Below are 24,056 nucleotides of genomic sequence, written 5' to 3'. Positions count from 1 at the left end.
GGCTCCCTATCGGGATCTTTGAGAAACGGCGCCGGGCGGACAACCGCCCGGCGCTTTTTTCGTTTCGGAATGGGGGTGTGTTTCATATACTTCCTCAAACGTTGCCTGTGAGGAAACGATGACAGATCAGCTCCAGAATCCCCACGCCCTGGACGGCGCCCGCGAGAACAGCCTGGAGGTCGCCATCGGTCATCAGGTCCGCGAATACCGCACCAAGCTGGGGATGACAGTGGCCGATCTCGGGCGTCAGGCCAATCTGAGCCCCGGCATGCTGTCGAAGATCGAGAACGGCGTGACCTCGCCGTCGCTGTCGACGCTGCAATCGCTGTCGCGTGCCCTCAACGTTCCGGTCACCGCCTTCTTCCGCAAGTTCGAGGAACAGCGCGACGCCACCTTCGTCAAATCGGGCCAGGGACTGGCCATCGAACGGCGCGGCACGCGGGCCGGGCACCAATACCATCTGCTGGGCCACACCATCGGCAAGAATCTGGTGGTCGAACCCTATCTGGTGACGCTGTCGGAACAATCCGACGTGTTCCCGCTGTTCCAGCATTCGGGGCTGGAATTCATCTATCTGCTCGAAGGTGAGGTGGCCTATCGCCACGGCAGCAAGCTTTACGCCATGCAGGCGGGCGATTCCTTGTTCTTCGACGCCGACGCGCCGCATGGGCCCGAGGAATTGCGCAAGCTGCCGATCCGCTTGTTGTCGGTGATCGTCTATTCCCGCTCGGGCGAGGTGTGAAAGCAAGACGCCCGCCGCGCCGGTTCCGGCGGGCGGGCGGCAAGCGGTGGCGGGTCAGCCGTGCCGGGCCTGGGCCGCCGTCAGGGTGTTGAGCAGCAGGCAGGCGATGGTCATGGGGCCGACGCCGCCGGGAACCGGAGTGACGGCGCCGGCCACCCGCGACACTTCGCCATAGGCGACGTCGCCGACCAGTCGGGTCTTGCCGGGCTCGTCGGCCGGCACGCGGTTGATGCCGACGTCGATCACCGTGGCGCCCGGTTTGATCCAATCGGCCTTCACCATTTCCGGCCGTCCCACCGCCGCCACCACGATGTCGGCGCGGCGTACCACGGATGGAAGATCCCGGGTACGCGAATGGGCGATGGTGACGGTGCAGCTCTTGCCCAACAGCAATTGCGCCATGGGTTTGCCGACGATGTTCGAGCGGCCGATCACCACCGCCTCAAGGCCCGACAGGTCGCCCAGGGTGTCCTCCAGCAACATCAGGCAACCCAGCGGCGTGCACGGCACCAGACCTTGGCCGCCGGTGGCCAAAAGACCGGCGTTGACCACATGGAAGCCGTCCACGTCCTTGGCCGGGTCGATGGCCGCCAGCACGGCGGCTTCGTCGATGTGCTTGGGCAGGGGCAACTGCACCAGGATGCCGTGTACCGTGTCGTCGGTGTTCAAGCTGGCGATCAGCGCCAGAAGCTGCTCCTGGCTGGTGGTCGCCGCCATCCGGTGTTCGAACGACGCCATGCCGGCGGCCAGCGTCTCGCGGCCCTTGTTGCGGACGTAGACCTGGCTGGCCGGGTCCTCGCCCACCAGCACCACGGCCAGCCCCGGAGTGACGCCGGTGGCGGCCTTGAACGCCGCCACCTCGGTCGCCACGCGGGCGCGAAGCCCGGCGGCGAAGGACTTGCCGTCGATGACCCGCGCGCTCATCGCCGGAACACCACCGTCTTGGCGCCGTTGGTCAGCACCCGGTGTTCGGTGTGGTACAGCACCGCGCGGGCCAGCACCACGTTCTCGATGTCGCGGCCGATGGCCACCAGATCGTCGGGGGTGTGGGTGTGGTTCACCCGCTCGACCGCCTGTTCGATGATCGGCCCCTCGTCCAGGTCCGAGGTGACGTAATGGGCGGTGGCGCCGATGATCTTGACGCCGCGGGTGTGCGCCTGATGATAGGGCTTGGCGCCCTTGAAGCTGGGCAGGAAGGAATGGTGGATGTTGATGCAACGCCACGACAGCGCCCTGCACATGTCCTGGCTCAACACCTGCATGTAGCGCGCCAACACCACCAGATCGATGTGCAGGCGATCGACCATCTCAAGGATGGCGGCTTCCTGTTCGGCCTTGGTGTCCTTGGTCACCGGCAGATGGTGATAGGGGATGCCGTGCCATTCCACCACGCGCTGAAGGTCGGGGTGATTGGACACCACCGCCGGAATCTCGATGGGAAGGGTGCCGGTGCGATAACGGTACAACAGGTCGTTCAGGCAATGGTCGAACTTCGACACCAGGATCAGCACCCGCGGCTTGCGGGTGGAATCGTGAATCCGCCAATCCATGTCGAAGCGTTCGGCGACTTCCGCGAAGGATTTGCGCAATTCGTCGGGCGACGGCATGCCGGGGCGGTCCAGGAACACCGTGCGCATGAAGAAGCGGCCGGTGATGACGTCGCCGAAATGCTCGGATTCGGTGATGAACAGGTTGTGCCCCGACAGGAAGCCGGCGACGGCGGCGACGATGCCGACGGCGTCGGGACAGGAAATGGTCAGCACGTAGTGTTTGGCGGTGGTGGTCATGCCTCTTCACTCTTATCCGTCTGGGCCGGGCACGAGCCTCCCCTGTCCGCGCCTCTGGCTGAGGGGCGCGGCGGGGCGGGCGGGGGGTGGCCGTAGGGGTTAGCAATCCAGGTTGTGCAGGCGCTCCCAAGCGCTGGCGTGGCTCATGAACGAGTTCCACTCGGCCATCTTGAGCTTGATGTAGCTGTCGACGAAGGCGTCGCCGAAGCCGGCACGGGCCACGTCGGAGCGTTCCAGCAGACGCAGCGCGTCCAACAGGTTCAGGGGCAGCTTGCGCACGTTCTTCAGCGTGTGGCCGTCGGTGTACATGTTGATGTCGAGGCGTTCGCCGGGGTCGCGGTCGTTGGCCATGCCGTCGAGACCGGCCATCAGCAGCGCGGCGGGCGCCAGATAGGGGTTGGTGGCGCCGTCCATCAACCGGAACTCGAAGCGGTTGGGTTCGGGGATGCGCACCATGTGGGTGCGGTTGTTGCCGGTGTAGGTGATGGAGTTGGGCGACCAGGTGGCGCCCGAGGCGGTGATCGGTGCGTTGATGCGCTTGAAGCTGTTCACGGTGGGATTGAACAGCGAGCACAAATCGGCGGCCGAATGCATGACGCCGCCCAGGAAGGAATAGGACAGCTTGCTCATGCCCAATTCGCCGGCTTCGTCCTCGAACACGTTCTCGGCGCCCTTCCACAGGCTGACATGCATGTGGCAGCCGTTGCCGGTCAGGTTGTTGAACGGCTTGGGCATGAAGGTGGCGCGCATGCCGCGGTTCTCGGCCAGCGTCTTGGTCATGTACTTGAAGAAGGTGTGGCGGTCGGCGGTCTTGAGGACGTCGTCGTATTCCCAGTTCATCTCGAACTGGCCGTTGGCGTCTTCGTGGTCGTTCTGGTAGGGGCCCCAGCCGAGCTCGCCCATGTAGTCGCACAATTCCTTGATCAGGTCGTATTGGCGCATCAGGGCAAGCTGGTCATAGCACGGCTTGGGATAGTCGTCATAGGCGTCGGCGATGGTCTTGCCGTCGCGCGACAGCAAGAAGAACTCGCATTCCACGCCGGTCTTCATCTGAAGACCCAGTTCCTTGGCCTTGGCGATCTGACGCTTGAGCACGTTGCGCGGCGCGTCGGGCAGCAACTCGCCGCCGCAATAGACGTCGGAGGCCAGCCAGCCGACTTCGGGTTTCCATGGCAATTGAATCAGGCTGTCGGGATCGGGCACCGCCAGGGTGTCGGGATGGGCCGGCGTCTGGTCCAGGTGGGTGGCGAAACCGGCGAAGCCGGCGCCGTTCTTTTGCATGCGCTTGATGGCGGAAGTCGGAACCAGCTTGGCCCGCAGCACGCCGAACAGGTCCACATAGGAAATCAGAAAATACTGAATGCCGCGTTCCTTGGCGATTTCGGCGAGATCGTGAGCCATCGAATTCCCCTCAGTCGTAATGCCCATCGAATGGGCAATGGCGTTTCATGCCATTAAATTCGGCAAAATCACCCTATGCTGATCTGGGGAATATTTCAACTGCGAAGAAACAAATTTTCCGCCTAGTGGGGTTGCGGTGGGGGTAAATGAGGGCGAAAGCGGCGGAATTCCGCCATTCTTGCATTATTCCTCGTGGGAAAGTGGCTTTATCCTGCGGTGAATACCTTTCCCATAAGGAAACATTTTTGCACAAAGCCATTGACCGGCCGCGCGCCGCCTTGCTAGGGTCGATCCATCGCACGAAGGAGACAGGTCATGTGCGGAATTGCGGGAATTCTTTTCAAGAAGCCGGTCAGCAATCAGGTGCTGGGACGCGCGTTGGCCGACATGATGGACGGTTGCCAGCATCGCGGCCCCGATTCCACCGGTTTCGCCCTTTATGAAAACGAAGTCGCGGGCTTGCGTCTGCGCTTCCTGGTGGACGACGACGCGGCGGTGGAGCGCATTCGTGCCGCCCTGGCCGAACATGGCGCCACCATCAAGGCGGAACGGCGCGAGGGGTCGACCCTGGTGGTCGAGGTCGCCTATGACGGCGAGATCCGTCCCTTCGCCTATGCCATGGAACACGCCGCCAAGCTGGTGTCCATCGGCACCGCGCTCGACATCATCAAGGATGTGGGCACGTCGAAGGATCTGGACGCGGTTTACGGCATCGGCCGCATCAACGGCAGCCATGGCCTGGGTCATGTCCGTCTGGCCACCGAATCCGACGTCAAGCCCGAGGCGGCGCACCCGTTCTGGGCCACCGGCTTCGCCGACGTCGCCATCGTCCACAACGGCCAGATCACCAATTACTGGAAGATGCGGCGCCGGCTGGAAGCCCGGGGCTTCGAATTCCGCACCGACAACGATTCCGAACTGATCGCCGTCTACATCGCCGACAAGATGGCCCAGGGCGTGCCGCTGGAGACCGCGCTGGAACAGTCGGTGGACGATCTGGACGGCACCTTCTCCTTCCTGGTCTCGACCAAGGACGGCATCGGCTTCGCCAAGGATCGCCTGGCCGCCAAGCCGATGGTCATGTACGAGGACGACAGCCTGGTGGCCATCGCCTCGGAAGAAGTCTCGCTGAACCGGCTGTTCCCCGGTCAGCCCCTTTCCACCACCGAACCTTTGCCGGGGACGCACCAGACATGGTCACGATCGATCTGAGCACCATGCCCGTGCGCGAGGGGAACGACGCCCTTCGCGCCGCCGCCAAGCGTGGCGAGGACATCGAAATCCTCAACCCCGACGCCCGCCACCATATCGGCGTCGGCCTGATCCACCCTGTCACCGTGCGCGTCAAGGGCTCGGCCGGCTATTTCTGCGCCGGTCTTTCCCACGGGGCGCGGTTCGAGGTGGAGTCCAACGTCGGCTGGGGCGTGGGCGATTCCATGTATGCCGGGTCGGTGGTGGTTGGCGGCAATGCCGGGGCCATCGCCGGTGTGGCGTTGCGCGGCGGCGAAGTGGTGGTCAAGGGCAACGTCGGCAGCCGCGCCGGTCAGGTGATGAAGGCCGGCACCCTTTTGGTGTGCGGCCGCGCCTCCTTCCTGGCCGGGTACATGATGTATGGCGGCCGTATCGTCATCCTGGGCGATTCCGGCGACCGCGTCGGCGAGGACATGTCGGGTGGCGCCATCTACGTGGGCGGCAAAGTGCAGTCCCTGGGCTCGGACGCCAAGATCGTCGACATGACGCCCGAGGAAGACGCCGACATCCGCGCCTTCCTGAAGACGTATGGCGTGCCCTTCGACGGCACCTTCACCAAGATCGTCAACGCCGGCACAAAGCTGCGGTACGGCGTCAACGAACCGATCAGCCGGCCCTTGCCCCATCCGGTGTTTTCCGAGGGCGATTCCTATTGGAACGCCAAGGTGGCCGAGGACATCCACGCCAAAAGCCTGATCGGGCGCTATCGCATTCGTGGGTATGGCGCCGCCAAGCCGGTGCCGCATTTCGGCGACATCGCCATCAAGGTCGATCCCTCGCGCATCGGCGCGGCCGGCGATCCCACCAAGGCGGTCAAGCTGGCCATGACCTTGGGCGAGCGCCATGGCGCCAAGCCGCTGACGTTGTCCATGCCGGTGCTGATCGCCCCCATGAGTTTCGGCGCGTTGTCCAAGTCGACCAAGGTGGCCTTGGCCATGGCGTCGCGGTTGTCGGGCATCGTCGAGAACACCGGCGAGGGCGGCATGCTGCCCGAACAGCGCAAGGAAGCGGCGCAACTGATCTATCAGTGCCTGTCCGGCCGTCTGGGCTGGAACATCCACGACATGCTCAAGGCCGACGCGCTGGAAATCTATATCAGCCAGGGCGCCAAGCCGGGTCTGGGCGGTCAGCTGATGGCCAAGAAGGTGACCAAGGAACTGGCCGCCATTCGCGGCATCCCCGAAGGCATCGACCTGCGTTCGCCGTCGCGCCATCCCGACATCATGGGAGCCGACGACCTGGTCATCAAGGTCGAGGAGTTCCGCGAGGCCACCGGTTACGCCAAGCCGGTCTCGGTCAAGATGGGTGCCGGCCGCGTGCGCGACGACATCAAGATCGCTTACAAGGACGGTTTCGACTTCGTGCAGTTGGACGGGCTTCAGGGCTCGACCGGCGCCGCCTCGACCGAGGTGCTGGAAAACGTCGGCGTGCCGACTCTGTCCGCTCTGCAAGAAGCCTTGGACGGCTTGAACGAGATCGGCCATGACGGCTCCATGCCGGTGGTGATGATGGGCGGCATCAAGGACGGTGTCGATGCGGTCAAGGCCCTGGCCTTGGGTGCCGGCGCGGTGGCCATGGGCACCGCCGCCCTGATCGCCGGCGGCTGCATCAGTTGCATGCAATGCCATGTGGGCAATTGCGTGGTCGGCATCGCGACGCAAGATCCCGAGCACGAGGCCCGCTACAAGACCGAGCTTCAGGCCCAGGCCATCCACCGTTTCCTGGAATCGGTGCGCTGGCAGATCGCCGCCATCACCCAGGCGCTCGGTTACAGCGATTTCCGCCAATTGTCGCGCAAGGACCTGGTGGCCCTGACTCCCGAGGCGGCGGCCATCACCGGCTTGCCCTACGACCCGGACTATCGGGTGGTTGACGAACAACTCCTGACCCAGGTGGCCTGACCATGAGCAGCTGCAAGCCCTTCTCGCTGGACCTCGCCGCCGACCAGAGCGGCCTGCCCCACTACCAGCCGCCGCCGTGTCAGGTGGCCTGTCCCATCGGCACCGATGTCGGTTCCTATGTCGGCCTGATCTGGAGCGGCGACACCGCCGGCGCGCTCGAGGCCATCACCGCCACCAACCCGTTCTCGGGGGTGTGCGGCCGGGTGTGCGACGCGCCCTGCGAACCGGCCTGCCGCCGCGCCAATTCCGATGGTCCGGTGGCCATCCGCGCGCTCAAGCGTTATGTCATGGACGCGCTGGGCCCGGATTTCCACCTGCCGGCCATCCAGCCGGACAAGGACAAGCGCGTCGCCATCGTCGGCGCCGGCCCGGCGGGCTTGACCGCCGCCCAGGACATCGCCGCCGAAGGCTATAAGGTCGATGTCTACGAGGCGCTGCCCAGGGCCGGCGGCATGATGGCCTGGGGCATTCCCGATTTCCGTCTGCCGGCCGAAGTGGTCGAACAGGATGTGGCCCGCATCCTGGAACGCTGCCCCGGCATCACGCTGCATCTGGAGACGCCCTTGGGCGACAAGGTGACGCTGGAGCAATTGCGCGCCACCCATGACGCGGTGCTGTTGACCATCGGCGCCAGCGCCGGCCGCAAGCTGGGTGTTCCCGGCGACGACCTGCCCCAGGTGGTGGACGGTGTCACCTTCCTGAACAAGGTCAACGGCGGCGAACGGCCGCAACTGCCGGCCCATGTGGTGGTGATCGGCGGCGGCGACGTCGCCATGGATGCCTGTCGTACCGCGCGGCGCCTGCCCGGCGTCAAGAAGGTCACCGTGCTCTATCGCCGCGGTCCCGACGAAATCCCGGCCCGCCATCATGAAATCTCGGCCGCCTTGGCCGAAGGCATCGAGATCGTCTACAACGTCGCGCCGTCGGCGGTGGTCCAGGCTTCGGGCGGTTCGGTCGAACTGCGCATGCTGAAGACCGAACTGGGCGCCCCCGGCGCCGACGGGCGTCGCGCCTTTCGCACCATTCCCGGTTCGGATTTCGCCGTCGCCGCCGGTCTGGTCATCGCCGCCGTCGGACAAAAGGCGGTCAGCCTGGAACTCGCCAAGCTGGGCATGATGGACGGCGAGCGTATCGCCACCGCCGAAGCCGACATGAGCACCCGCGTTCCCGGCATCTATGCCGCCGGCGACGCCGCCTTCGGCTCCTCGACCATCGTCCAGGCCATGTTCCAGGGGCACAAGGCGGCCTATTACGTGGTGGCGGCGTTGCAGGGCAACGCCCATCCGGCGCCCTATCGTACCCCCTACCGCACCCGTTCGGCCGAGGTGGCCCAGGATGTGGCGTGGGAAAAGCTGGGGCGCGAGGAACCGCGCTTCCTGGGCCTGCGCGACGAGCCCTTCGCCGATTCCGAGGCCGGCTACGACGCCCGGACCGCCAAGGAACAGGCGGCGCGCTGCTATCGCTGCGACACCGAGACCGGCTCGGTGGATTACAGCGTCAAGATGCGCGAAACCATCTTCGCCCTGGCCCGCGAGGATAGCGGCCCGGCCGAGGTGGCGCGGTTGACCCGGTCGCGGTTGGCGACCCGCCCCGATCCCGCTCCGGCCGGTCACCGCGCCACTTTCGACGAGCTGGTGTTCCTGCCGGCCAATTTGACCCGTCTGGTCATCGACCCCTATCGCGAGGCGTGCAAGACCGTCACCGATCTGGCCGACGGCCTGACGTTGGCCCATCCCATGCTGGTGGGCGGGCTGGACGCCGCCCCGGCGGCGATCAAGGCGGCGGCGGCCAGCGCCGTCGCCGAATCGGGTGGCGCCTATGTGGGCCGCGCTCCCTTGGGGGCGGATGTCCCGTGGCTGCAACTGGCCCCGGCCGGCGTTCCGGCCGATCCGGCGGCGGCGATGGTGCTGGCGGTGGCCGCGCCCCATGCCGCTCCGGTCAAGCCCGACCTGACCACGGGCCAGAAATGGGGCGTGGTGGCGAGCTTGGCCAATCTGGACGCCGCCATCGATCTGGCGGTGTCGCAAAAGGCCGACCTGTTGTTGCTTGACGGTTCGGGCGTGTTGCCCGCCGACTGGGCCGACCTGTCCGGCGCGCCCGATCTGGCGTTGCTGACCAAGGCCGTCGCCAGGCTGCGCGCCCTGAAGGCCGAAGAGGCGTTCCCGGTGCTGTGGTTCGGCGGCCTGCGCTCGGGCACCGACATGGCCAAGGCCATGGCCTTGGGCGCCAATGGCGGCGTGGCCTGCGTTTCGGCGGCCATCGCCTTGGGCGGCGTGCCCAAGGGGGCCGGTGTCGACTTCGCCGAGGTCGAGGACGCCGCCGGTGCCTTGGGCCGTTTCCTCAAGGCGGCGGTGTCGGAATGCTCGATGATGGCCCGCTGTACCGGCAAGACCAACGTTCATAACCTTGAACCCGAGGATCTGCGCACCACCAGCTTGGCGGCGCAGAGCGCGACGGGAATTATCATGGCGGGCCTCAAAAAGGCTGGATAACCGGCAATTTAAGAAAAAATATAAAGAACCGGTGGATAGGGGCATCCTGTCCACCGGTCTTTTGTGCATACAAAAGGATATATTAAAAACTAAAGGTTACATGATCATTGTTTTGGCGTTCTGTGCACAGGAATTAGTCGTTCATCTCTGTTATCCGTGCGAAAGCGCGGCTTTGATGGTGGCATATATTTTGCAAATTGTGGGCGGAATTGCTCGCGCCCCAGGCGCCACCACCAACGGGCCGGAGAACCGCCGGACATGATGATGTCGGACAGCCCCCTTTCCACTTCCCAGGCCGAGGAGGACCCGGTAACGGCGACGGCGGCGCTGTTGCGTCACGCCCAGGCCTTGGCCGGTCACGCGGTCACCGCCGCCGGGTGCCAGGCCCAAGCCTTCGACGAGATCGCCGCCCGGACCAGCGACCTGACGCGGGCTTTGAAATCCACCGAACGGGACCTTGAAGATTCCAACGCTCGCGCCGGCACCGTACGCCGATCAACGGAAGCGCGGATCGAGGCCATCGCCGGTTCCATCAAACAGCGTCTGGACCACTCCACCCAAGCCCTTCAGAGCAAGGGAACGCGCGCCGCCCGCGTTTTGCAATCCATCGCCGGCATCGGCGGCAAGGTGCGCATGCTGGCCATGAACGCGCGGATCGAGGCGGCACGGGCCGGCGAGCACGGCCAAGGCTTCGCCGTGGTCGCCAACGAGGTCGGAACGTTGGCCAACCACACCTTGAAACAGGCGGCGGAAGCGGCCGAGGCCTTGGACTTCACCGACATTTTCACCATTCTGGAAGAGACGGTGGCCGAGGTCGCGGCCGAACTGGCGCAATTGCAGCAACTGACCGAAAGCTCTCTGGGCGACCTGGAGACCATGCTGGGCGGCATCGCCGCCAACGTCGACGACATCGCCAACCATAACGGCGTCATCCGCGAGATGATCGACCTGGGCAACGCCACCCGGACCCGCACGCTGGACAAGATGGCCTGGGTCGGCGACGAGTTGGAATCCCTGGGGTCGGCGTTGTCGGCGCCGGCCGGCCACCGGCTGGCGCAGGTCCGGTCCCTGGCCGAGCGTCAGCACGTGGTGCTGGACCCGACCTATGACCGGCTGGCCGAGATCAAGGCGCGCGGCACCTTGCGTGTCGGCGTCGAGCCGCGCTTCGTCGGCCTGTCGTTCCGGCGCAGGCCGGGGGGCGAACTTGAAGGACTGGACGTGGAATACGCCCGCGCCTTCGCCCGCGCCATCGGTGTCCGCTGCGAATTCGTCGAACATCCCTGGGACCAGTTGACCGAGTTGCTGGCGGTGGGGCGCCATGCCGGCGAGGCGCCGGTGGACGTTGTGTGGTCGGCCCTTCCGCCCAGCGCCAGCTTCGCCGGGGTGGCCTATTCGGAAACCTATACCTGGCTGCCGTTCGTGCTGGCGCGGCGGGCGGGGGACACGCGGGTCAACAATCTGGCCGATCTGGCGGGCAAGGTGATCGGCGTCATCAACGATCCCGGCGCCTTCGCGGTGTTGGAGGCGGCCGGGGTGCGCTGGCAGGCCAATGCCGGCAAGCCCGGCGGCAAGGTCATGTTGGCCAACCTTGTGGCTTATTCCGACCAAAGCCGCATTCACGATTGTCTGGCCGACGGCGTGGTCGATGGGTTCTGCGTCGATCTGCCCATTTACCATTGGGCGTGCACCTCGCCCGACAGCCCCTGGCACGGCAAGATCGAGATCGTCGGCGGCAATCTGGCGGCCCAGCCCTATTACTACGCCGTCGGTGTGCGGACCGAGGCGTCGTCGTATGGGCTGCTGCACGAAATCAACGCCTTCCTGAGGGCGTTCCACGCCAGCCCCGAACGCAGCCAACTGGAACGGACCTGGCAAGGAACCGTCACCGATGGCCGCGTCAGCTATCGCGATGAAGCCGGCAACCTGCCGGGCGAGGCGGAACTCAAGGCGTTGGCCGATTTATCCTGATGCTCAGGGCTTGGCCGCCGGTTCGGCCGTGACGCTCTCGCGCGGCGCCGCCTCGACCGGCGGTTCGTCGGTGTCGGCGGCGGGGGCTTCCGGCTTGGCCTCGGGCTGCGCTTCGGCAGCGGCGGGGACATGGGCCCGGTGTTCGGTTTCCTTGAGCGCCTGGATCAGTTCGCCCATCTGGCGGCGCAACTGGTGCGCCGCCTGGGCTTCGGCCACCAGCACGCGGGTCAGGTCCAGCCGGGCACTGTAATGGCGCTCATAGGCGTCGAGCAGGTCGAACAGCGGCCGGCTGGCGTTCATGTACTGCTCTTCGAAGGCGGAGACCACGCGGGCGTTGGATTCCACCGCCTGTTGCAGCACGGGGATGCGGCTGTTGGCGGCGCCCAGGGCGTTGTAGCTGGTGCGCACCAGTTCCTCGACCCGCGAGCGGGTGTCGAGCGACTTGAAATTGGCCTCGCGCGCCTTGGCGTTGGCCGACAGGCCGGCGGCGATGTCGGTGCCGCCGCTGAAGGTCCAGGTGGTGACGACCATGGCGCGTTCGTCGTTCTGATAGGGAAAGATTTCGTCGGTGCCGCCGGCGTCGGTGGAGCCCAGGGCGGTACCGCCGGCGTTCCAGGTGCGGCTTTTGGTGAATTCGAAGGTGACCTTGGGCAACAGCCGGCTATAGGCCTTGTCGGCCTCGTATTGCTGCACCTCGGTCTGTCTCAGGCTCAGAAGGTAGTCGGGGTTGCCGCGCAACGCCTTGGTCAGCGCGTCCTCGATGGTGGGCGGAAGGGTGGGCACCAGCATGGCCGGCACCTGGAACTGAAGCGGTGTGACGCCGGTCAGGCGGCGGAATTCGTCCATGGCGGCGTCGAATTCCGAGCGGGTCTCGATGATGGCGCTTTGCGCGCTGACAGACCGCGCCTTGATGCGGTCCAGATCGGCCTGGGCGGCGCCGCCGCCCTCGACCCGCGACGCCATCAGGTCGTTCAGCTTGTCCAGTTGCGCCTTGTATTGCTCGGCCATGCGGATGAACAGCCGGGCCTGGATGATCTTGTAGAAGGCGCCGATGGTCTGAAGCGCGATGCGTTCGCGCACGCCGGTTTCCTCGATCTCGGCGGCGGTCTGGCTTTTGTGGCGCAGCAAGATGTCGGAAATCAGCGTCAGGTCGACCAAGGGCTGCTTGATCGACAATTCCTTGTCGCGGCGGTGGTGGGTGTCGTCCTGAACCCGCTTGTCGTTGATGTTGTAGGACGCCGGTCCCGAGCGTTCCCGGCCGGTGCTGCGCGAATAGGTGATGGTGGGCATGTATCCCAGATAGGCGCCGACCACGTCCCAGTCGGCGGCGTCGGTCTTGGCGCTGGCGGCGCGGACCTCGAAATTGTTCTTGAGGGCGAAGGCCACCGCCTCGTCCAGCCGTAGCGCGTCGGTGACGTCGGGGGCGCGCACGGTCTGTTCAAGATGCACCACCGGATCGCCGCCCAGCATATGTACCAGCAAGGCGGCGCGCTGTTCGCCACGATCCGGTGCCGGCTCTTCCGCACGGGCGGCAGAGGCCAGGATCAGGCCCGCCACGCCGAACGCCAGTCCCATGCAGCGCAAATTGTTTCTCACCGACCGATTCCCCGACACGTTTCGCCGCTCCTCAACTTCCCAAAACCCGCTCGCGCGGGCCGTCCGTGATGATCTTGCCGCCGTCCATGACCACGATGCGCGTGCACGCCGCCAACAAGGTTCGGCTGTGGGTGCTGACCACGATGGCGCGATTGGGCCGCAACCGGGCCAGATGGCCGGCCAACGCCTGTTCCAACTGGGCGTCCAGCCCGGTGTTGGGTTCGTCCAGCAACAGGACCGGCGGCGCCCCCAGAAGGGCGCGGGCCAGGGCCACCATCTGGCGCTGGCCGCCCGACAGGTTGGTTCCGCGCGGGCCGATCCGGGTCGCCAGGGTCAGCTCGCCACGGCTGAGCGCCAGCGACAGACCCGAGGCGGCCAGCGCGTCCTCCATCTCCTGCGGGGTGGCGCTGGGGTTTCCGGCGCGCACGTTGTCCTCGACGCTGCCCTCGAACAGGCATGGTTCCTGCGGTTTGTAGCCGATGGTGGCGGAAACGTCCGCCGGCGCCAATGCCGCTATCGGCAGGCTGCCCACCAGCACCTGCCCCTCGGCGGGGGCCAGGATGCCGGCCATGATCCGCAAGGCGGTGGTCTTGCCGGCACCGGGATGACCGGCGATGCCCACCATCTCGCCCGGTTCCACGGACAGGGTGACGCCGCTCAGGGTGGGCGGCGCCTCGGGCCGCAGCCGGCAGCCGACCGCCATCATCCTGATCCGTCCCGGCTGGGCGCCGCGCAGGGGAGCCTCGGCGGCCTCGGGCGGCGGCGGCAACAGCGCGTCCATCTCGGTCATGGCCTGACGGAATTCACGATAACGGGTCAGCAACAGCACCACCGAGCCCAAGGCGGCCATGGCCCGGCCGCTCAGCATGGTGGCGGCCAACAGGCCGCCGGCGGTCAGCGCGCGGTTTTCCACCATCAGCGCGCCGCCGACGATGGTGCAGACATAGGACAGGTTGGATGCCCCCAGCGACAATGCCGCGGCCAGGGCATGCCAATAGCGTGCCCGGCCCGAGGCGGTGCCGGCCCGCGTGCTGGCCTTGCGCCATTGCCGCGCCAGTTCGTCGCGCAGACGGCCGCCGACGATGGCCTCGCGGGCCGTCAGGGTGTCGGCCAACAGGGCGAAACGCTGTTCGCCGGCCCGCCGGGCCTGACGTTCGTAATCGTGCACCGGGATGACGAACAGCAGGTGAAGGCCGATGGTCGCCGCCCCCACCACCACCGGCACCAGCACCAACGGCCCGGCCACCACCGCCACCGCCATCAGGAACAGCACCAGGAAGGGCAGGTCCAGCGCCGACATCATGTAGGCGCTGGACAGGAAGTCGCGGCTGCCCAAAATCTGTTTGTACTTGTCCAATACCAGCCCGACCGAGGGCTGGCGGCCGACGTCGCCGGCCAGAAGCGAGCGGAACAGGGCGTGGTCGATGTCCGCTTCGGCGGTCACCGCGAAACGCTCGGTCAGCAAGGCGCGGGTGGCGCGGACCGTGAAGTCCAGGGCGATGACCAGACAAAGCCCGATGGCCAGGGCCCACAGGGTCTCGGTGACGCCGTTGCCCAGGACCTTGTCATAGACGAAGCTGGAAAACAGCGGAAACAGCAACGCCAACAGGTTGACGATCAGCCCGCCGGCCAGGATTTCCAGCAGCCTTGCCTTGTGCCGGCGCAGGAACGGCAGGAACTCGGCCAGCATCTCGACGCGCGGCACCACCGCCACGGCGCGTCCCAGATGGGTCAGCGTCTCCGGCACGACGCCGGCCGGCTGGTTGCCGACGATGCGCTGGAACCCCAGGGGCGTGGACAGAAGCGGCAGCCACAGGTCGTCTTCCACTTCCAGCAACAGTCCGGCCATGTCGCCTTCGGGCAATTGCCCCGGCTCGACCGTCAGCGGCCGCAGCGTCAGGCCCTGGCCGCGCAACAGCTCCTCCGGCTCGTTGGAACCGTCGGCCGTCTGCTCGACCGTGCGGCCCAAGGAGGACAGCAACAGGGCGAGGGATTGGGAAAACGCCGTTCCGTTCACCCCCAATGGACCTCCACCTGATGGCTGTTGCCGCCGCCGCCGCTGCTGTAGGTGTAGGTGACGGTGGTGTCTGACAGGGCGGCGCCGCCGCTGCCGGCCGTCGAATTGGTGTGGGTGAAGGTGTCGCCGTTGTCCAGATACAGCACCAGCTTGCCGCCGCTGGCTCCGTCGGCCAGGATGTTGTTGATCTGGCTGTAGGTGATCGCCGAGGTGCTGTTGATGGTGCTGTCGCGCACGTCGATGACTTCGATGGAATGCAGGCGGTTGATCAAATTGCCGCCCAGGTTCCAGCCGGCGACCTGCAAGGTGTCGGTGCCGTCCTCGGCGGCGTCGCCCGCGGCGTTGCCGCTGCCGCCATAGACATAGGAATTGAGCTGGCCGGTGGTCAGTTGCAGGGTGTCGCTGCCGGCGTCGCCATACAATGTGTCGGTGCCGCCGCCGCCGGTGATGACGTCGTTGCCGCCACCACCATGGATGACGTTGGTGCCGGTGTTGCCGGTCAGGATGTCGGCGTGGCTCGATCCCAACAAATTCTCGAAACTGGAGAACACGTCGCCTTCGGCGTCGCCGCCACTGGCGGTGCCGGCGCCCAGATCGACGGTCACGCCCGCGCTTGACGAGGCGTAGGACAAGGTGTCGGTGCCGCCGTTGCCGTACATGGAATCGGCGCCGACGCCGCCTTCGATGGTGTCGTTGCCGTTGCCGCCGTCGATGGAATCGTCTCCGTCGCCGCCATATAGAAGGTCGGCGCCGGACGAGCCGACGATGCTGTTGCCCAGGGCGTTACCGGTCAGCGTCAGGCCGCTGGTGTTCCAGGCGCGCAGGTGTTCCACGTTGGCGCCCAAGGTGTAATTGATCGAGGTATAGACGGTGTCGGTGCCTTCGCCCGCCAGTTCGACGACGCTGTCGCCGACGTTGTCGACGTAATAGGTGTCGTTGCCGTCGCCGCCGGTCATGGCGTCGGCGCCGGTGCCGCCGTTAAGGGAGTTGTTGCCGGAATTGCCGGTGATGGTGTTGTCCAGCTCGTTGCCGGTCAGGTTGATGTTGTAGGTGCCGGTGGCGGTCAGCACTTCGACGTTGGACGACAGGGTGAAGGTGGCGGTGGTATAGACGGTGTCGATGCCTTCGCCCGCCAGTTCGCTGACGACGTCGCTGCTGCTGTCCACGTAATAGGTGTCGTTGCCGCTGCCGCCGACCATGGTGTCGTTGCCGCTGCCGCCGTCGATGATGTCGTCGCCGTCCAGGCCGTACAGGGTGTCGTTGCCGGCCATGCCCCACAAGGTGTTGGCGACACTGCTGCCGTAGATGATGTCGTTGTAGTTGCTGCCCTGGGCGTGCTCGAAATTCTTCAGGTCGTCGTAGTCGTTGTTGCTGCTTTTCGAATATTGGTCGTAGCCCGCGATTCCCCGGCCGGTGTCCAGGTGGATGGTGACGCCGGCGGTGCCCGTGGTGCCCAGGCCCAGATAGCTGACCCAGTCGTTGCCGGCGCCGCCATCGGCGGTGTCGGCGCCGGAATTGGGGCTCAGGCCACTGTTGGAATAGGAATAGCCCAGGTTGATGACATCGTCGCCATCATCGCCGGTGATGGTGTCGTTGCCGCCGCCGCCCACAAGGTAGTTGTTGGCCGAGGTGCCGGTGATGACGTCGGCGCTGTTGCCGCCGATATAGTTCTCGATGCCGTACAGGACCGAGGTCACGCCGGCCGACGACACCATGGAACCGGCCACCAGCGAGCCATCGGCCACCAGTGTCACGGTGTAGCCGACCTGATGGTTGTCGCAATTGACGGTGTCGCCGCCGGTGAAGGCGCTGGAGGTGACGCCGGTGCCGGTGGCGATGGCGGTGGCGGTGCTGGTGCCGCCGTCGATGTAGACCGAGGTGCCTTGGGAATTGGCGAAGGTGTCGTCGCCGCCCAAACCGTACAGGGCGTCGTTGCCGCCGTTGCCGGTGATGACGTTGTCGGAATCGTTGCCGATCAGCACGTCGCTGTAGTTGGTGCCGACGATGTTCTCGACGCCGAAATAACGGTCCCCTTCGGCGTTGGCGTAGAAACCGCGCTGGTCGTTGTCGGCTTGCCATTGATAGCCGTTGGTGCCGGCCCCCATGAGCAGCCATTCGCTGCCCGGGTCGGTGCTGCCGGTGCGCCAATAGGACGAGGCCGCCCCGGAAACCAGGTTGCCGCTAGAATCGATGCCGTAATCGGTGGTGCTCAGGTTGGCGAAAATGCCGAGATAGACACGGGTGCTGGTTCCCGAGATGTCGACGACGGTGCTGCCGCTGGTGACGCCATAGCGGCTGTAGCCGTTCCAGTAGCTGACGGTGTCGATGCCGTCGGTGCCGACGACGCTTTCGGTGGCGCCGTAAAGGTAATAGGTGTTGCTGCCGTCGCCGCCGTTCATGACGACGGTGGCGGTGTCGGCCAACACGGACGTGCCGCCATAACTGTAAAAGATGTCATTTCCAGCTTCGCCATAAAGCGAATCGCTGCCGCCTTCGGAATAAAGCGTGTCGTAGCCGTCGCCGGCATAGACGGTGTCGTTGCCGGTGCCGCTGTAGATGGTGTCGTTGCCTTGGCCGGTATAGATGATGTCGGCGCCGGTCCAGCCGGTGGCGGCGTCCGCTCCCGAGCCGGTGACTTCGTCGGCGCCGGAACCGGTGGCGATGCGTTCGATGCCGGCGAAGTTGGCGTAATAGGTGGTGCCGCCCTTTTCCTGCGCCGTGCCGCTGGTTTCCGACAAGGTGACGCTGAGCGAGGTGGTGTAGTCGGACATGTCCAAGGTGTCGATGCCGGCCCCGCCGACAAAGCTGTCGCGGACGGTGTCGGTGCCGTGTTCGCCCATATGGGCGATGAAATAATCGGCCCCGGCACCGCCGATGACGGTATCGGCCCCGGCGCCGCCGTCGACCACGTTGGTCAACTGGGTGAAGGTGACGCCGCCGCCGGTGGCGGCGGCGGTGGCGCTCAGGCTGCCGACCCCCGATCCGTCCTGGGCGGTGCCGGCAAGCGCGGCGGCCGAGACCGTGGTCTCGGTGCTGGTGATGGCGGTGAAGATCAGGTCGTCGCCGACCCCGCCCAGGATGCTGTCGTCGCCGGCCCCGCCATACAGCGTGTCGGCACCGTCGGCGCCCTTGATGACGTCGTTGCCGTCAAGGCCGTAGAGGATGTGCTTGACCCCGGTATAGGCCGACAGGTCCAAGGTGTCGTTGCCCTGGCTGCCGATCAGGTTCTCGATGTTGACCACGGTGTCCGAGCCGCCGGCGCGGGTGGTGGTGGCCGAGCCGCTGGTGTCGGTGGCGACGAAGCTGACGCCCGAAATGTCGGTGCCGGCATGGGCCAGCCATTTTTCCAGCGTCTGAGTGGCGGAAAGCGCCCCGCTGAGCAGCGAGGCGTCGACTCCGTTGAAGCTCATCCAATCGGTGCCGGCACCGCCGTCCACGTTGTTGGTGCCGGCCCCCGCATAGACATAGTCGTCGCCGCTGCCGGCGGCGATCAGGTCGGCGTTACCCGCCGTCACCACCTGGTCGTTGCCGTCGCCGGCATAGACGGTGTTGTCGCCGGCGCCGGCCGAAACGATGTCGTTGCCGGCATAGGCGCGGATGACGTCGGCACCGGTCCCGGCGGTGATGGTGTCGGCGCTGTTGCCGGCATAGACCAGATTGCCGCCGTCGCCGGCGTTGATGATGTGCGGCGCGCTGGCGGTGGGCATGACGTACACGTCGCTCCAGCCGCTTCCGGCAATGTAGACCGGGTTCGCCGTTGTCACCTCGCTGGAATCGCTGATGTCGGCGAAGCGCAGCACGAAGGTACGGGTGATGTCGAACGCCTCGGTGCTGTAGCCGACGATGCGGACTTCCATGAAGACGTCGGTGCTGGTCAGGGCGTGCATCTTGGTCACGTCGTAGACCAGGGTCAGGGTGCTGGAGGTGGGGAACACGCTGCTCACCGGGATGCTCCAGGTGCCGTCGACGTTCTGGGACGCACCTTCGATGGACACGCCGTCCGGCAGACCCGAGACGGTCACCGAAGTGGCTGTACGCACATAGCCGGCGACGTTCAGTTGGATTTCCTTGGCGTAATAGAACGCGGTGCCGGTGGGGGCGCGGCCGGTGTCGTTGTCGAGCGCGGCATAGGCGGCTGCGTCGTTCAACAGGTTGGCGCCGGTGGTCGCCCAGGTGCCGCTGGCCTTGTAGAACCCGTCGGCATAAAAGGTTTCCGAGGCGGCGGTGCCGGTCAGGGTCTCGGTGCCGTATTGCTTGGCGTCGCCGGCCAGGATGCCGTCGGCCAGGGCGCTGCCCGAGGGGCCGCCCGAACCGTAGAAGGTGTTGCCGTCCTGATTGTCCGTGGTGTTGACCACGTTGCCTTCGGCCAGACTGACATACATGGGAATTTTATAGGTGTTGGGCTGGCCGGGCGGGGCGTCGGGACCGGATGGCGGCGGCTCGTACACCTGGGCCGGGGCCGGGTCGAACGCCTTCTTGCGGATGTCGGCCTCCATGGCCTCGGCCTTCTCGACCAGCTTGTCCACCGCCGATTCGCTGCCTTGGACCGGCAGCGGCGCCACCTGTTGCGCCTGGGCTTCCTGGGCCGCCTGGTCGGCGGGGTCGTCGGCGGTGCGGTTCTTCTTTCCCTCGGTCTTCTTCTGGTCGAACTCGGTCAGGCTGGTCATGGCCGGGATCGAGGTGGGGGGCGTCTCCACCTTGTCCACCGCCGACAACAGATCCGCCGTGCTGGCGCGGCCGTCGCTGAACGACACGGCCGGCGGCGCGTTGGTCATGGCCTCGATGCCGGCGCCGGGCAGGATCAGACGTTCGCCCGACTTGGTTTGCAACACCATGTCGATGTCGATGATGTCGATGCGCTCGATGGCGGCGCGCGGCACCGGGACCTGGAACTGGCCCTTGCCGTCGACGGCGATGACGCTCGTCTTCTCAGCCATTCAAACCTTCCCCCAACAAGGATTTCCCGGCTCAGCCGCCTTGGGCCGAGGCCACCACCTCGCGGGCGGCGTCGCGGGCCACCTCGCGCAGTTGCTTTTGCAGGTCGCGCGTCATGTTGCGCTGATTGGTGCGCATTTCCTCGAGCGTCCCCTCGAGCAGGGTGCTCTGGCGGTTGATGCCCTGGGCGATGGTTTCCAGCGCCTCGAGCGAGGAATTCATGGTGCCGATGTTTTCCTTGATCTCGAACAGGTGACGGTTGGCGCCGATGTCGGCGTCCTCGACCTTCTTGATGCGTTCGCCCAAATCCTTGAGCGCGTTCAGCATCTCGGAATTGGCGTCGCGGGCCAGTTGCTGGGCGCCGGACAGCGCCTGGAGCTGGTTCTGGCTGATCATCGCCACCTCGCCCAGCTTGGCGGCCAGTCCCTGGAGGCCGCTGGCCATGTTGGTGGTCGAGGTGCCCAGGCCCTGGAGCTTGCGGTCCAGCTTGGATTCCGCGTCCGAACCACGGTCGTTGACCGAATGCAGCAGGCCGACGGCCTCGTCCAGCTTGTTGAGGGTGTCGCGGCCCAGATTGCCCTGGGCGTCCTGGTACAGGCGCTGGGTGTCGTTGCCCGCCCCCAGCTTCTGGTCGATGGCGTTGAGCACGTCCACCAGACGGGCGCTGATCCGTTGCTGGTCGGTGCTGGCGGTCTGGATGCCGCGCAGTTCCGCCAGCATCTGTTCGTTGGTTTCCTTCATGCGCGGGCCGAAGCCCAAAAGGTCGTTGGTCTTCTTGACCGCGGCGACGTTGCTGTCGATGGCCTGGGCCACCAGTTCCAGACGTTGGGCCAGGCCGTCGACGCGGTTGGACAATTGCAGCGATGCGTCCTGGGACCGGTGGAACAGGTCCTGGAGATCGTTGATGTTGCCCATCAACTCGGCCATGAAGTCGGACAGGAAGGCCTCGGACACGCCGCCCTGGCCGCGCGGCATGGCGGCGCCGGCCACCACCGGGCCGACGGGGCCGCGAATGCGCTCGGTCAACTCGTGCAGCACGGTGCGGGCGTCGGCCAGAAGCTTGCGCACATAGCGGCGCACCGCCAACAGCGACATGCCCAGCATCAGGCTGCCGACCAGGCCGAACAGCGAGGCGGAGAAGGCGATGCCCATGCCGGCCAGCGGCTTGCGCAACTCGCCCACCAGCTTGATGAACTCCTCCTCGACGGCTCCGCCGCCGGCTCCGCTCATGCCGTCCAGCATGCCCGAGATGCCGGTCAGCGTTTCCAACAGGCCGATGAAGGTGCCCAACAGGCCCATGGCGACCATGAAGCCGACCAGATAATTGGGCAGCTCCATCTTGCTTTCGAACTCGGCCGAGATGGAATGCAGCTCGTTCTCGATGGCGTCCTGGTCCAGGGTCGAGGACAGCTTGCCGTTGGTCTGGGCGATGTGTTCCAGATAGCGCCGGACCGTGCGTCCCGACAGCCACGGGCTGTTCAGCAGCTCCTTCATGTCGCTGCCGGTCTGGGCTTCGTGGCCGAAGCGCAGCAGCGTCAGGTGCTCGCGTTGGGCTTCGACCAGACGCAGGACGATCAGCACGGTGCCGGCGGCGCCGACGCTCAGGATACCGATGTTGAGGACGGTGTTGCCAAGGATGGCCATCCACACGAATTCGTGGAAGGCCATGCCGGCAACCACGACCACCAACGCCGGCAGCAACGCCTGGGTCAGGATCAGCATTTGCAGACGGTAGCGGGTGAAAAGGCTCAGCAACTTATCCATCAACGGGCATCCCGGAAGGTGTTGTCGGCGAATTTGGTAAGCGGTGACAGAAGGTGGCGGGCGACGGTGCGCCGTCCGGTGACGATGTCGCCGGTGACGGTCATGCCCGGCGCCAGCAGCTTGCCGGCATAGGATTGCGGCAGGTCGTCGATGCGGACCGCCACCCGGTAGAAGGCTTCGCCGCGTGCGTCGGCGACGGTGTCGGCGCTGACCTCGACCACATGGCCGGAGAGCGTGCCCAGCGCGGCGCTGTCATAGGCCGACACCCGCACCTTGGCCTTGAGGCCGGGGCGCAATTCGCCACGGTCGCGGGGCTGGGCGCGGGTCTCCACCAGGATTTCACCGGCGGTGGGGGTCAGTTCGACGATGACGTCGCCCGGCTTGATGACGCCGCCCACCGTGTTGGCGGTGACGCGGTTGATCACGCCGTCGGTGGGGGCGCGGACCTCGGTGCGGGTGACGCGGTCGGCCTGGGCGGTCAGGATTTGCAGCAACCGTTCGATCTCGGCCCGCGTCGCCACCAGATCTTCCTGGGCGGCGGCGCGGAAACGGGCGCGGGCCTCGTCGGCGCGGGCCCGCGATTCGGCGATGGCGGCGTTGATCTTGGGGATGGTGCCTTCGGCTTCGCCCAATTCGGTGGCGATGCGCTGCTCGCGACTTTGCGCGTCCAGCACCTCCAGGCGCGAGGCGGCGTTGCGGCTGGCCATGGCCGACAGCATGGCGACGCGCTGGCGCGCGGTGCCCAACTCGCTGGCCAGACGTTGACGGCGGCTTTCCAACTCCGCCAGTTCGGCGGCGCGCTGGCGGTTTTGCTGGTCGAATACCCGCAATTCCTGTTCCAGCTTGTGGGCGCGGGTGGCGAACAGGCGGCGCTCGTCCTCGACCACCCGGTCTTTGGCCAGTTCGGCGGGAAAGGTGACGCTTGCCGCTCCGCTCGCTTCCGCCGCCAGACGGGCGGCGCGCAGCCGTTGCGCGGCCAGCTTGATTTCGGTCTCGGACAAGGTGGCGCCGGCGCTGGTGGCGTCGATGGTCAGCAACAGCTCACCCTTCTTCACCGAGGCGCCTTCGCTGGTGTCGATGCTGGCGACGATGCCGCCTTCCAGATGCTGGATCTGCTGGGTGCGGCCGGCGGGGACGATGCGCCACCACCTGGTCCACTTCGGCCACGACCGCCCACAAGGTCAACAGAGCCATCAGCGACAGCACCGCCACCAAAAAGGTCCGCAGCGTCTCCAGCCGTCGCCGCCACCGCCGCGCCGCCGCGTTCAGCGTGGCGAGCGTGAGCGCGCGGGCCGGCGGCTCAGCGGCGACGGAAGCGGATCTCGACCCGGCCATCGCCGACGTCCTTGTCCTGTTCGATGTTGATGGTGATGGTCTTGCCGGTCCCCAGTCCCTGGTCGATCAGGGCGTTGCGCACGGTCAGACCGCGGTAATAGGCCAGCCTTCGGGCCTCGGAATAGGTTTCGGCCCCCATGATCGACCGCAATTGGGCGTTGAGGCCGGTCAATTGGGCCTTTTGGCCGCCAAGCGCCTTTTGCAATTCGGCCTTGGCCTTGTCGGTCAGTTCGAACACCCCGCGCGGGAAGGTGATCACCACCACGCCGGTGCCGCGTTCCAGGTCGGGGTCTTCCTTGTTGTCGTTGGCGATGGGCTTGGCATCGATCTCGATGCGGACCTTTTCCTTGAGCGCGTTGCGTTCTTCGGCACCGGGCACCTGATTGCGCTTCAACTGTTCGATTTCGCGCTTCAGGCGCTCGTTTTCGTCGCGCGCTTCTTGCAGCGCGGCCAGGGCTTCGCGCAATTCCTGGCGCAGGTCCATCATCTCGCTTTCGACGACCACACGCTGGCTCTCGCGCTCCTTGGCCAGTTCGGCCAGTTCGAGCACCTTTTGCCCCACCTTGTTCGAGGCCATCACCAATGCGAAGACGAAAACCACCAGCACGAAAACCAGCGTGAGCACCACATTGCTCAGCGCGTCGACAAACCCCGGCCAGTAATTTAATTCCTTGCCATGCCCCATCGTCCCCCCGTCGGCCACCCTGCGCCCGTCGCGGCTGTGCCGCCCCCTCGGATGCAGTCCCCGGACCCGTCGCGACCGATTCCGGGGTGAAAAAGGCATGCGTCATGGCGCGCCCGGTGTCGGTCGATAGGCACCATATACATCCGGTTAAGGGCTTAGAGAACAGATCGCTTCTGTGAATG

The 24,056-nt window shown here is 66.0% G+C and carries 14 protein-coding genes; 5 read left to right on the top strand and 9 right to left on the bottom strand.

Annotated elements, in window-relative coordinates:
* The first annotated feature begins 118 nt into the window (after positions 1-118).
* Complete coding sequence (locus G4223_RS13085; RefSeq protein WP_163680350.1) at positions 119-742, top strand: helix-turn-helix domain-containing protein; 624 nt, start codon at positions 119-121, stop codon at positions 740-742.
* A 54-nt stretch (positions 743-796) separates the two neighbouring features.
* On the opposite strand, the gene folD is transcribed toward G4223_RS13085, so the two are convergent.
* The 3 genes from folD to glnT all read right to left on the bottom strand — a co-directional run bounded on the left by folD (position 797) and on the right by glnT (position 3,930).
* On the bottom strand, positions 797-1,666 hold the full coding sequence (gene folD / locus G4223_RS13080) for a bifunctional methylenetetrahydrofolate dehydrogenase/methenyltetrahydrofolate cyclohydrolase FolD (protein WP_163680345.1): 870 nt from the start codon (positions 1,664-1,666) through the stop codon (positions 797-799).
* Complete coding sequence (gene purU / locus G4223_RS13075; RefSeq protein ID WP_163680342.1) at positions 1,663-2,529, bottom strand: formyltetrahydrofolate deformylase; 867 nt, start codon at positions 2,527-2,529, stop codon at positions 1,663-1,665. Before purU ends, folD begins: the two co-directional genes overlap by 4 nt.
* A gap of 99 nt (positions 2,530-2,628) precedes the next feature.
* The gene (gene glnT / locus G4223_RS13070; RefSeq protein ID WP_163680339.1) at positions 2,629-3,930 is read right to left on the bottom strand and encodes a type III glutamate--ammonia ligase; all 1,302 of its coding nucleotides are present in this window, start codon (positions 3,928-3,930) and stop codon (positions 2,629-2,631) included.
* Between the two features lie 315 nt (positions 3,931-4,245).
* On the opposite strand from glnT, the gene G4223_RS13065 reads away from it, so the two are divergent.
* The 4 genes from G4223_RS13065 (at position 4,246) to G4223_RS13050 (ending at position 11,542) form a co-directional block, all read left to right on the top strand.
* Positions 4,246-5,142 (top strand): class II glutamine amidotransferase domain-containing protein, encoded by an 897-nt coding sequence (locus G4223_RS13065; protein WP_163680336.1) that lies wholly within the window; start codon positions 4,246-4,248, stop codon positions 5,140-5,142.
* A complete protein-coding gene (locus G4223_RS13060) occupies positions 5,124-7,082 on the top strand; it encodes a glutamate synthase-related protein (RefSeq protein ID WP_163680333.1) in 1,959 nt (652 codons plus the stop codon). The genes G4223_RS13065 and G4223_RS13060 overlap by 19 nt, the downstream gene beginning before the upstream one ends.
* A 2-nt stretch (positions 7,083-7,084) precedes the next feature.
* Entirely contained in the window at positions 7,085-9,574 is a 2,490-nt protein-coding gene (locus G4223_RS20260; RefSeq protein ID WP_163680330.1) for an FAD-dependent oxidoreductase, read from the top strand.
* Positions 9,575-9,832: 258 nt separating this feature from the next.
* On the top strand, positions 9,833-11,542 hold the full coding sequence (locus G4223_RS13050; protein WP_163680326.1) for a methyl-accepting chemotaxis protein: 1,710 nt from the start codon (positions 9,833-9,835) through the stop codon (positions 11,540-11,542).
* A gap of 3 nt (positions 11,543-11,545) precedes the next feature.
* Here G4223_RS13050 and G4223_RS13045 read toward each other — a convergent pair whose 3' ends face one another.
* The 6 genes from G4223_RS13045 to G4223_RS13020 all read right to left on the bottom strand — a co-directional run bounded on the left by G4223_RS13045 (position 11,546) and on the right by G4223_RS13020 (position 23,874).
* The gene (locus G4223_RS13045) at positions 11,546-13,138 is read right to left on the bottom strand and encodes a TolC family protein (RefSeq protein WP_163680323.1); all 1,593 of its coding nucleotides are present in this window, start codon (positions 13,136-13,138) and stop codon (positions 11,546-11,548) included.
* A gap of 31 nt (positions 13,139-13,169) precedes the next feature.
* Positions 13,170-15,155, bottom strand: a complete 1,986-nt coding sequence (locus G4223_RS13040) for an ATP-binding cassette domain-containing protein (RefSeq protein ID WP_163680321.1) — start codon at positions 15,153-15,155, stop codon at positions 13,170-13,172.
* Positions 15,152-20,092 carry a beta strand repeat-containing protein gene (locus G4223_RS13035; RefSeq protein WP_163680318.1) on the bottom strand — a complete coding sequence of 1,647 codons (4,941 nt, stop codon included), beginning with the start codon at positions 20,090-20,092 and terminating at the stop codon, positions 15,152-15,154. Before G4223_RS13035 ends, G4223_RS13040 begins: the two co-directional genes overlap by 4 nt.
* Positions 20,093-20,123: 31 nt before the next feature.
* Positions 20,124-21,854 (bottom strand): MotA/TolQ/ExbB proton channel family protein, encoded by a 1,731-nt coding sequence (locus G4223_RS13030; protein WP_163680315.1) that lies wholly within the window; start codon positions 21,852-21,854, stop codon positions 20,124-20,126.
* Positions 21,854-22,993, bottom strand: a complete 1,140-nt coding sequence (locus tag G4223_RS13025; RefSeq protein ID WP_163680427.1) for an HlyD family type I secretion periplasmic adaptor subunit — start codon at positions 22,991-22,993, stop codon at positions 21,854-21,856. Before G4223_RS13025 ends, G4223_RS13030 begins: the two co-directional genes overlap by 1 nt.
* A 161-nt stretch (positions 22,994-23,154) precedes the next feature.
* A complete protein-coding gene (locus G4223_RS13020; protein ID WP_163680311.1) occupies positions 23,155-23,874 on the bottom strand; it encodes a hypothetical protein in 720 nt (239 codons plus the stop codon).
* Between the last annotated feature and the right edge of the window lie 182 nt (positions 23,875-24,056).

The sequence above is a fragment of the Magnetospirillum aberrantis SpK genome, assembly GCF_011022235.1.
Lineage (GTDB): Bacteria > Pseudomonadota > Alphaproteobacteria > Rhodospirillales > Magnetospirillaceae > Magnetospirillum > Magnetospirillum aberrantis.
Note: the sequence above shows the minus strand (reverse complement) of the source record. Positions and strands in the feature narration are given on the sequence as shown.

What these genes read in the sequence shown, in the direction of transcription:
- G4223_RS20260 (WP_163680330.1), top strand. Translation starts at nt 7,085, where the DNA reads ATGAGCAGCTGCAAGCCCTTCTCGCTGGACCTCGCCGCCGACCAGAGC.
- G4223_RS13065 (WP_163680336.1), top strand. Translation starts at nt 4,246, where the DNA reads ATGTGCGGAATTGCGGGAATTCTTTTCAAGAAGCCGGTCAGCAATCAG.
- G4223_RS13020 (WP_163680311.1), bottom strand. Translation starts at nt 23,874, where the DNA reads ATGGGGCATGGCAAGGAATTAAATTACTGGCCGGGGTTTGTCGACGCG.
- glnT (WP_163680339.1), bottom strand. Translation starts at nt 3,930, where the DNA reads ATGGCTCACGATCTCGCCGAAATCGCCAAGGAACGCGGCATTCAGTAT.
- G4223_RS13030 (WP_163680315.1), bottom strand. Translation starts at nt 21,854, where the DNA reads ATGGATAAGTTGCTGAGCCTTTTCACCCGCTACCGTCTGCAAATGCTG.
- folD (WP_163680345.1), bottom strand. Translation starts at nt 1,666, where the DNA reads ATGAGCGCGCGGGTCATCGACGGCAAGTCCTTCGCCGCCGGGCTTCGC.
- G4223_RS13085 (WP_163680350.1), top strand. Translation starts at nt 119, where the DNA reads ATGACAGATCAGCTCCAGAATCCCCACGCCCTGGACGGCGCCCGCGAG.
- G4223_RS13060 (WP_163680333.1), top strand. Translation starts at nt 5,124, where the DNA reads ATGGTCACGATCGATCTGAGCACCATGCCCGTGCGCGAGGGGAACGAC.
- G4223_RS13050 (WP_163680326.1), top strand. Translation starts at nt 9,833, where the DNA reads ATGATGATGTCGGACAGCCCCCTTTCCACTTCCCAGGCCGAGGAGGAC.
- purU (WP_163680342.1), bottom strand. Translation starts at nt 2,529, where the DNA reads ATGACCACCACCGCCAAACACTACGTGCTGACCATTTCCTGTCCCGAC.
- G4223_RS13035 (WP_163680318.1), bottom strand. Translation starts at nt 20,092, where the DNA reads ATGGCTGAGAAGACGAGCGTCATCGCCGTCGACGGCAAGGGCCAGTTC.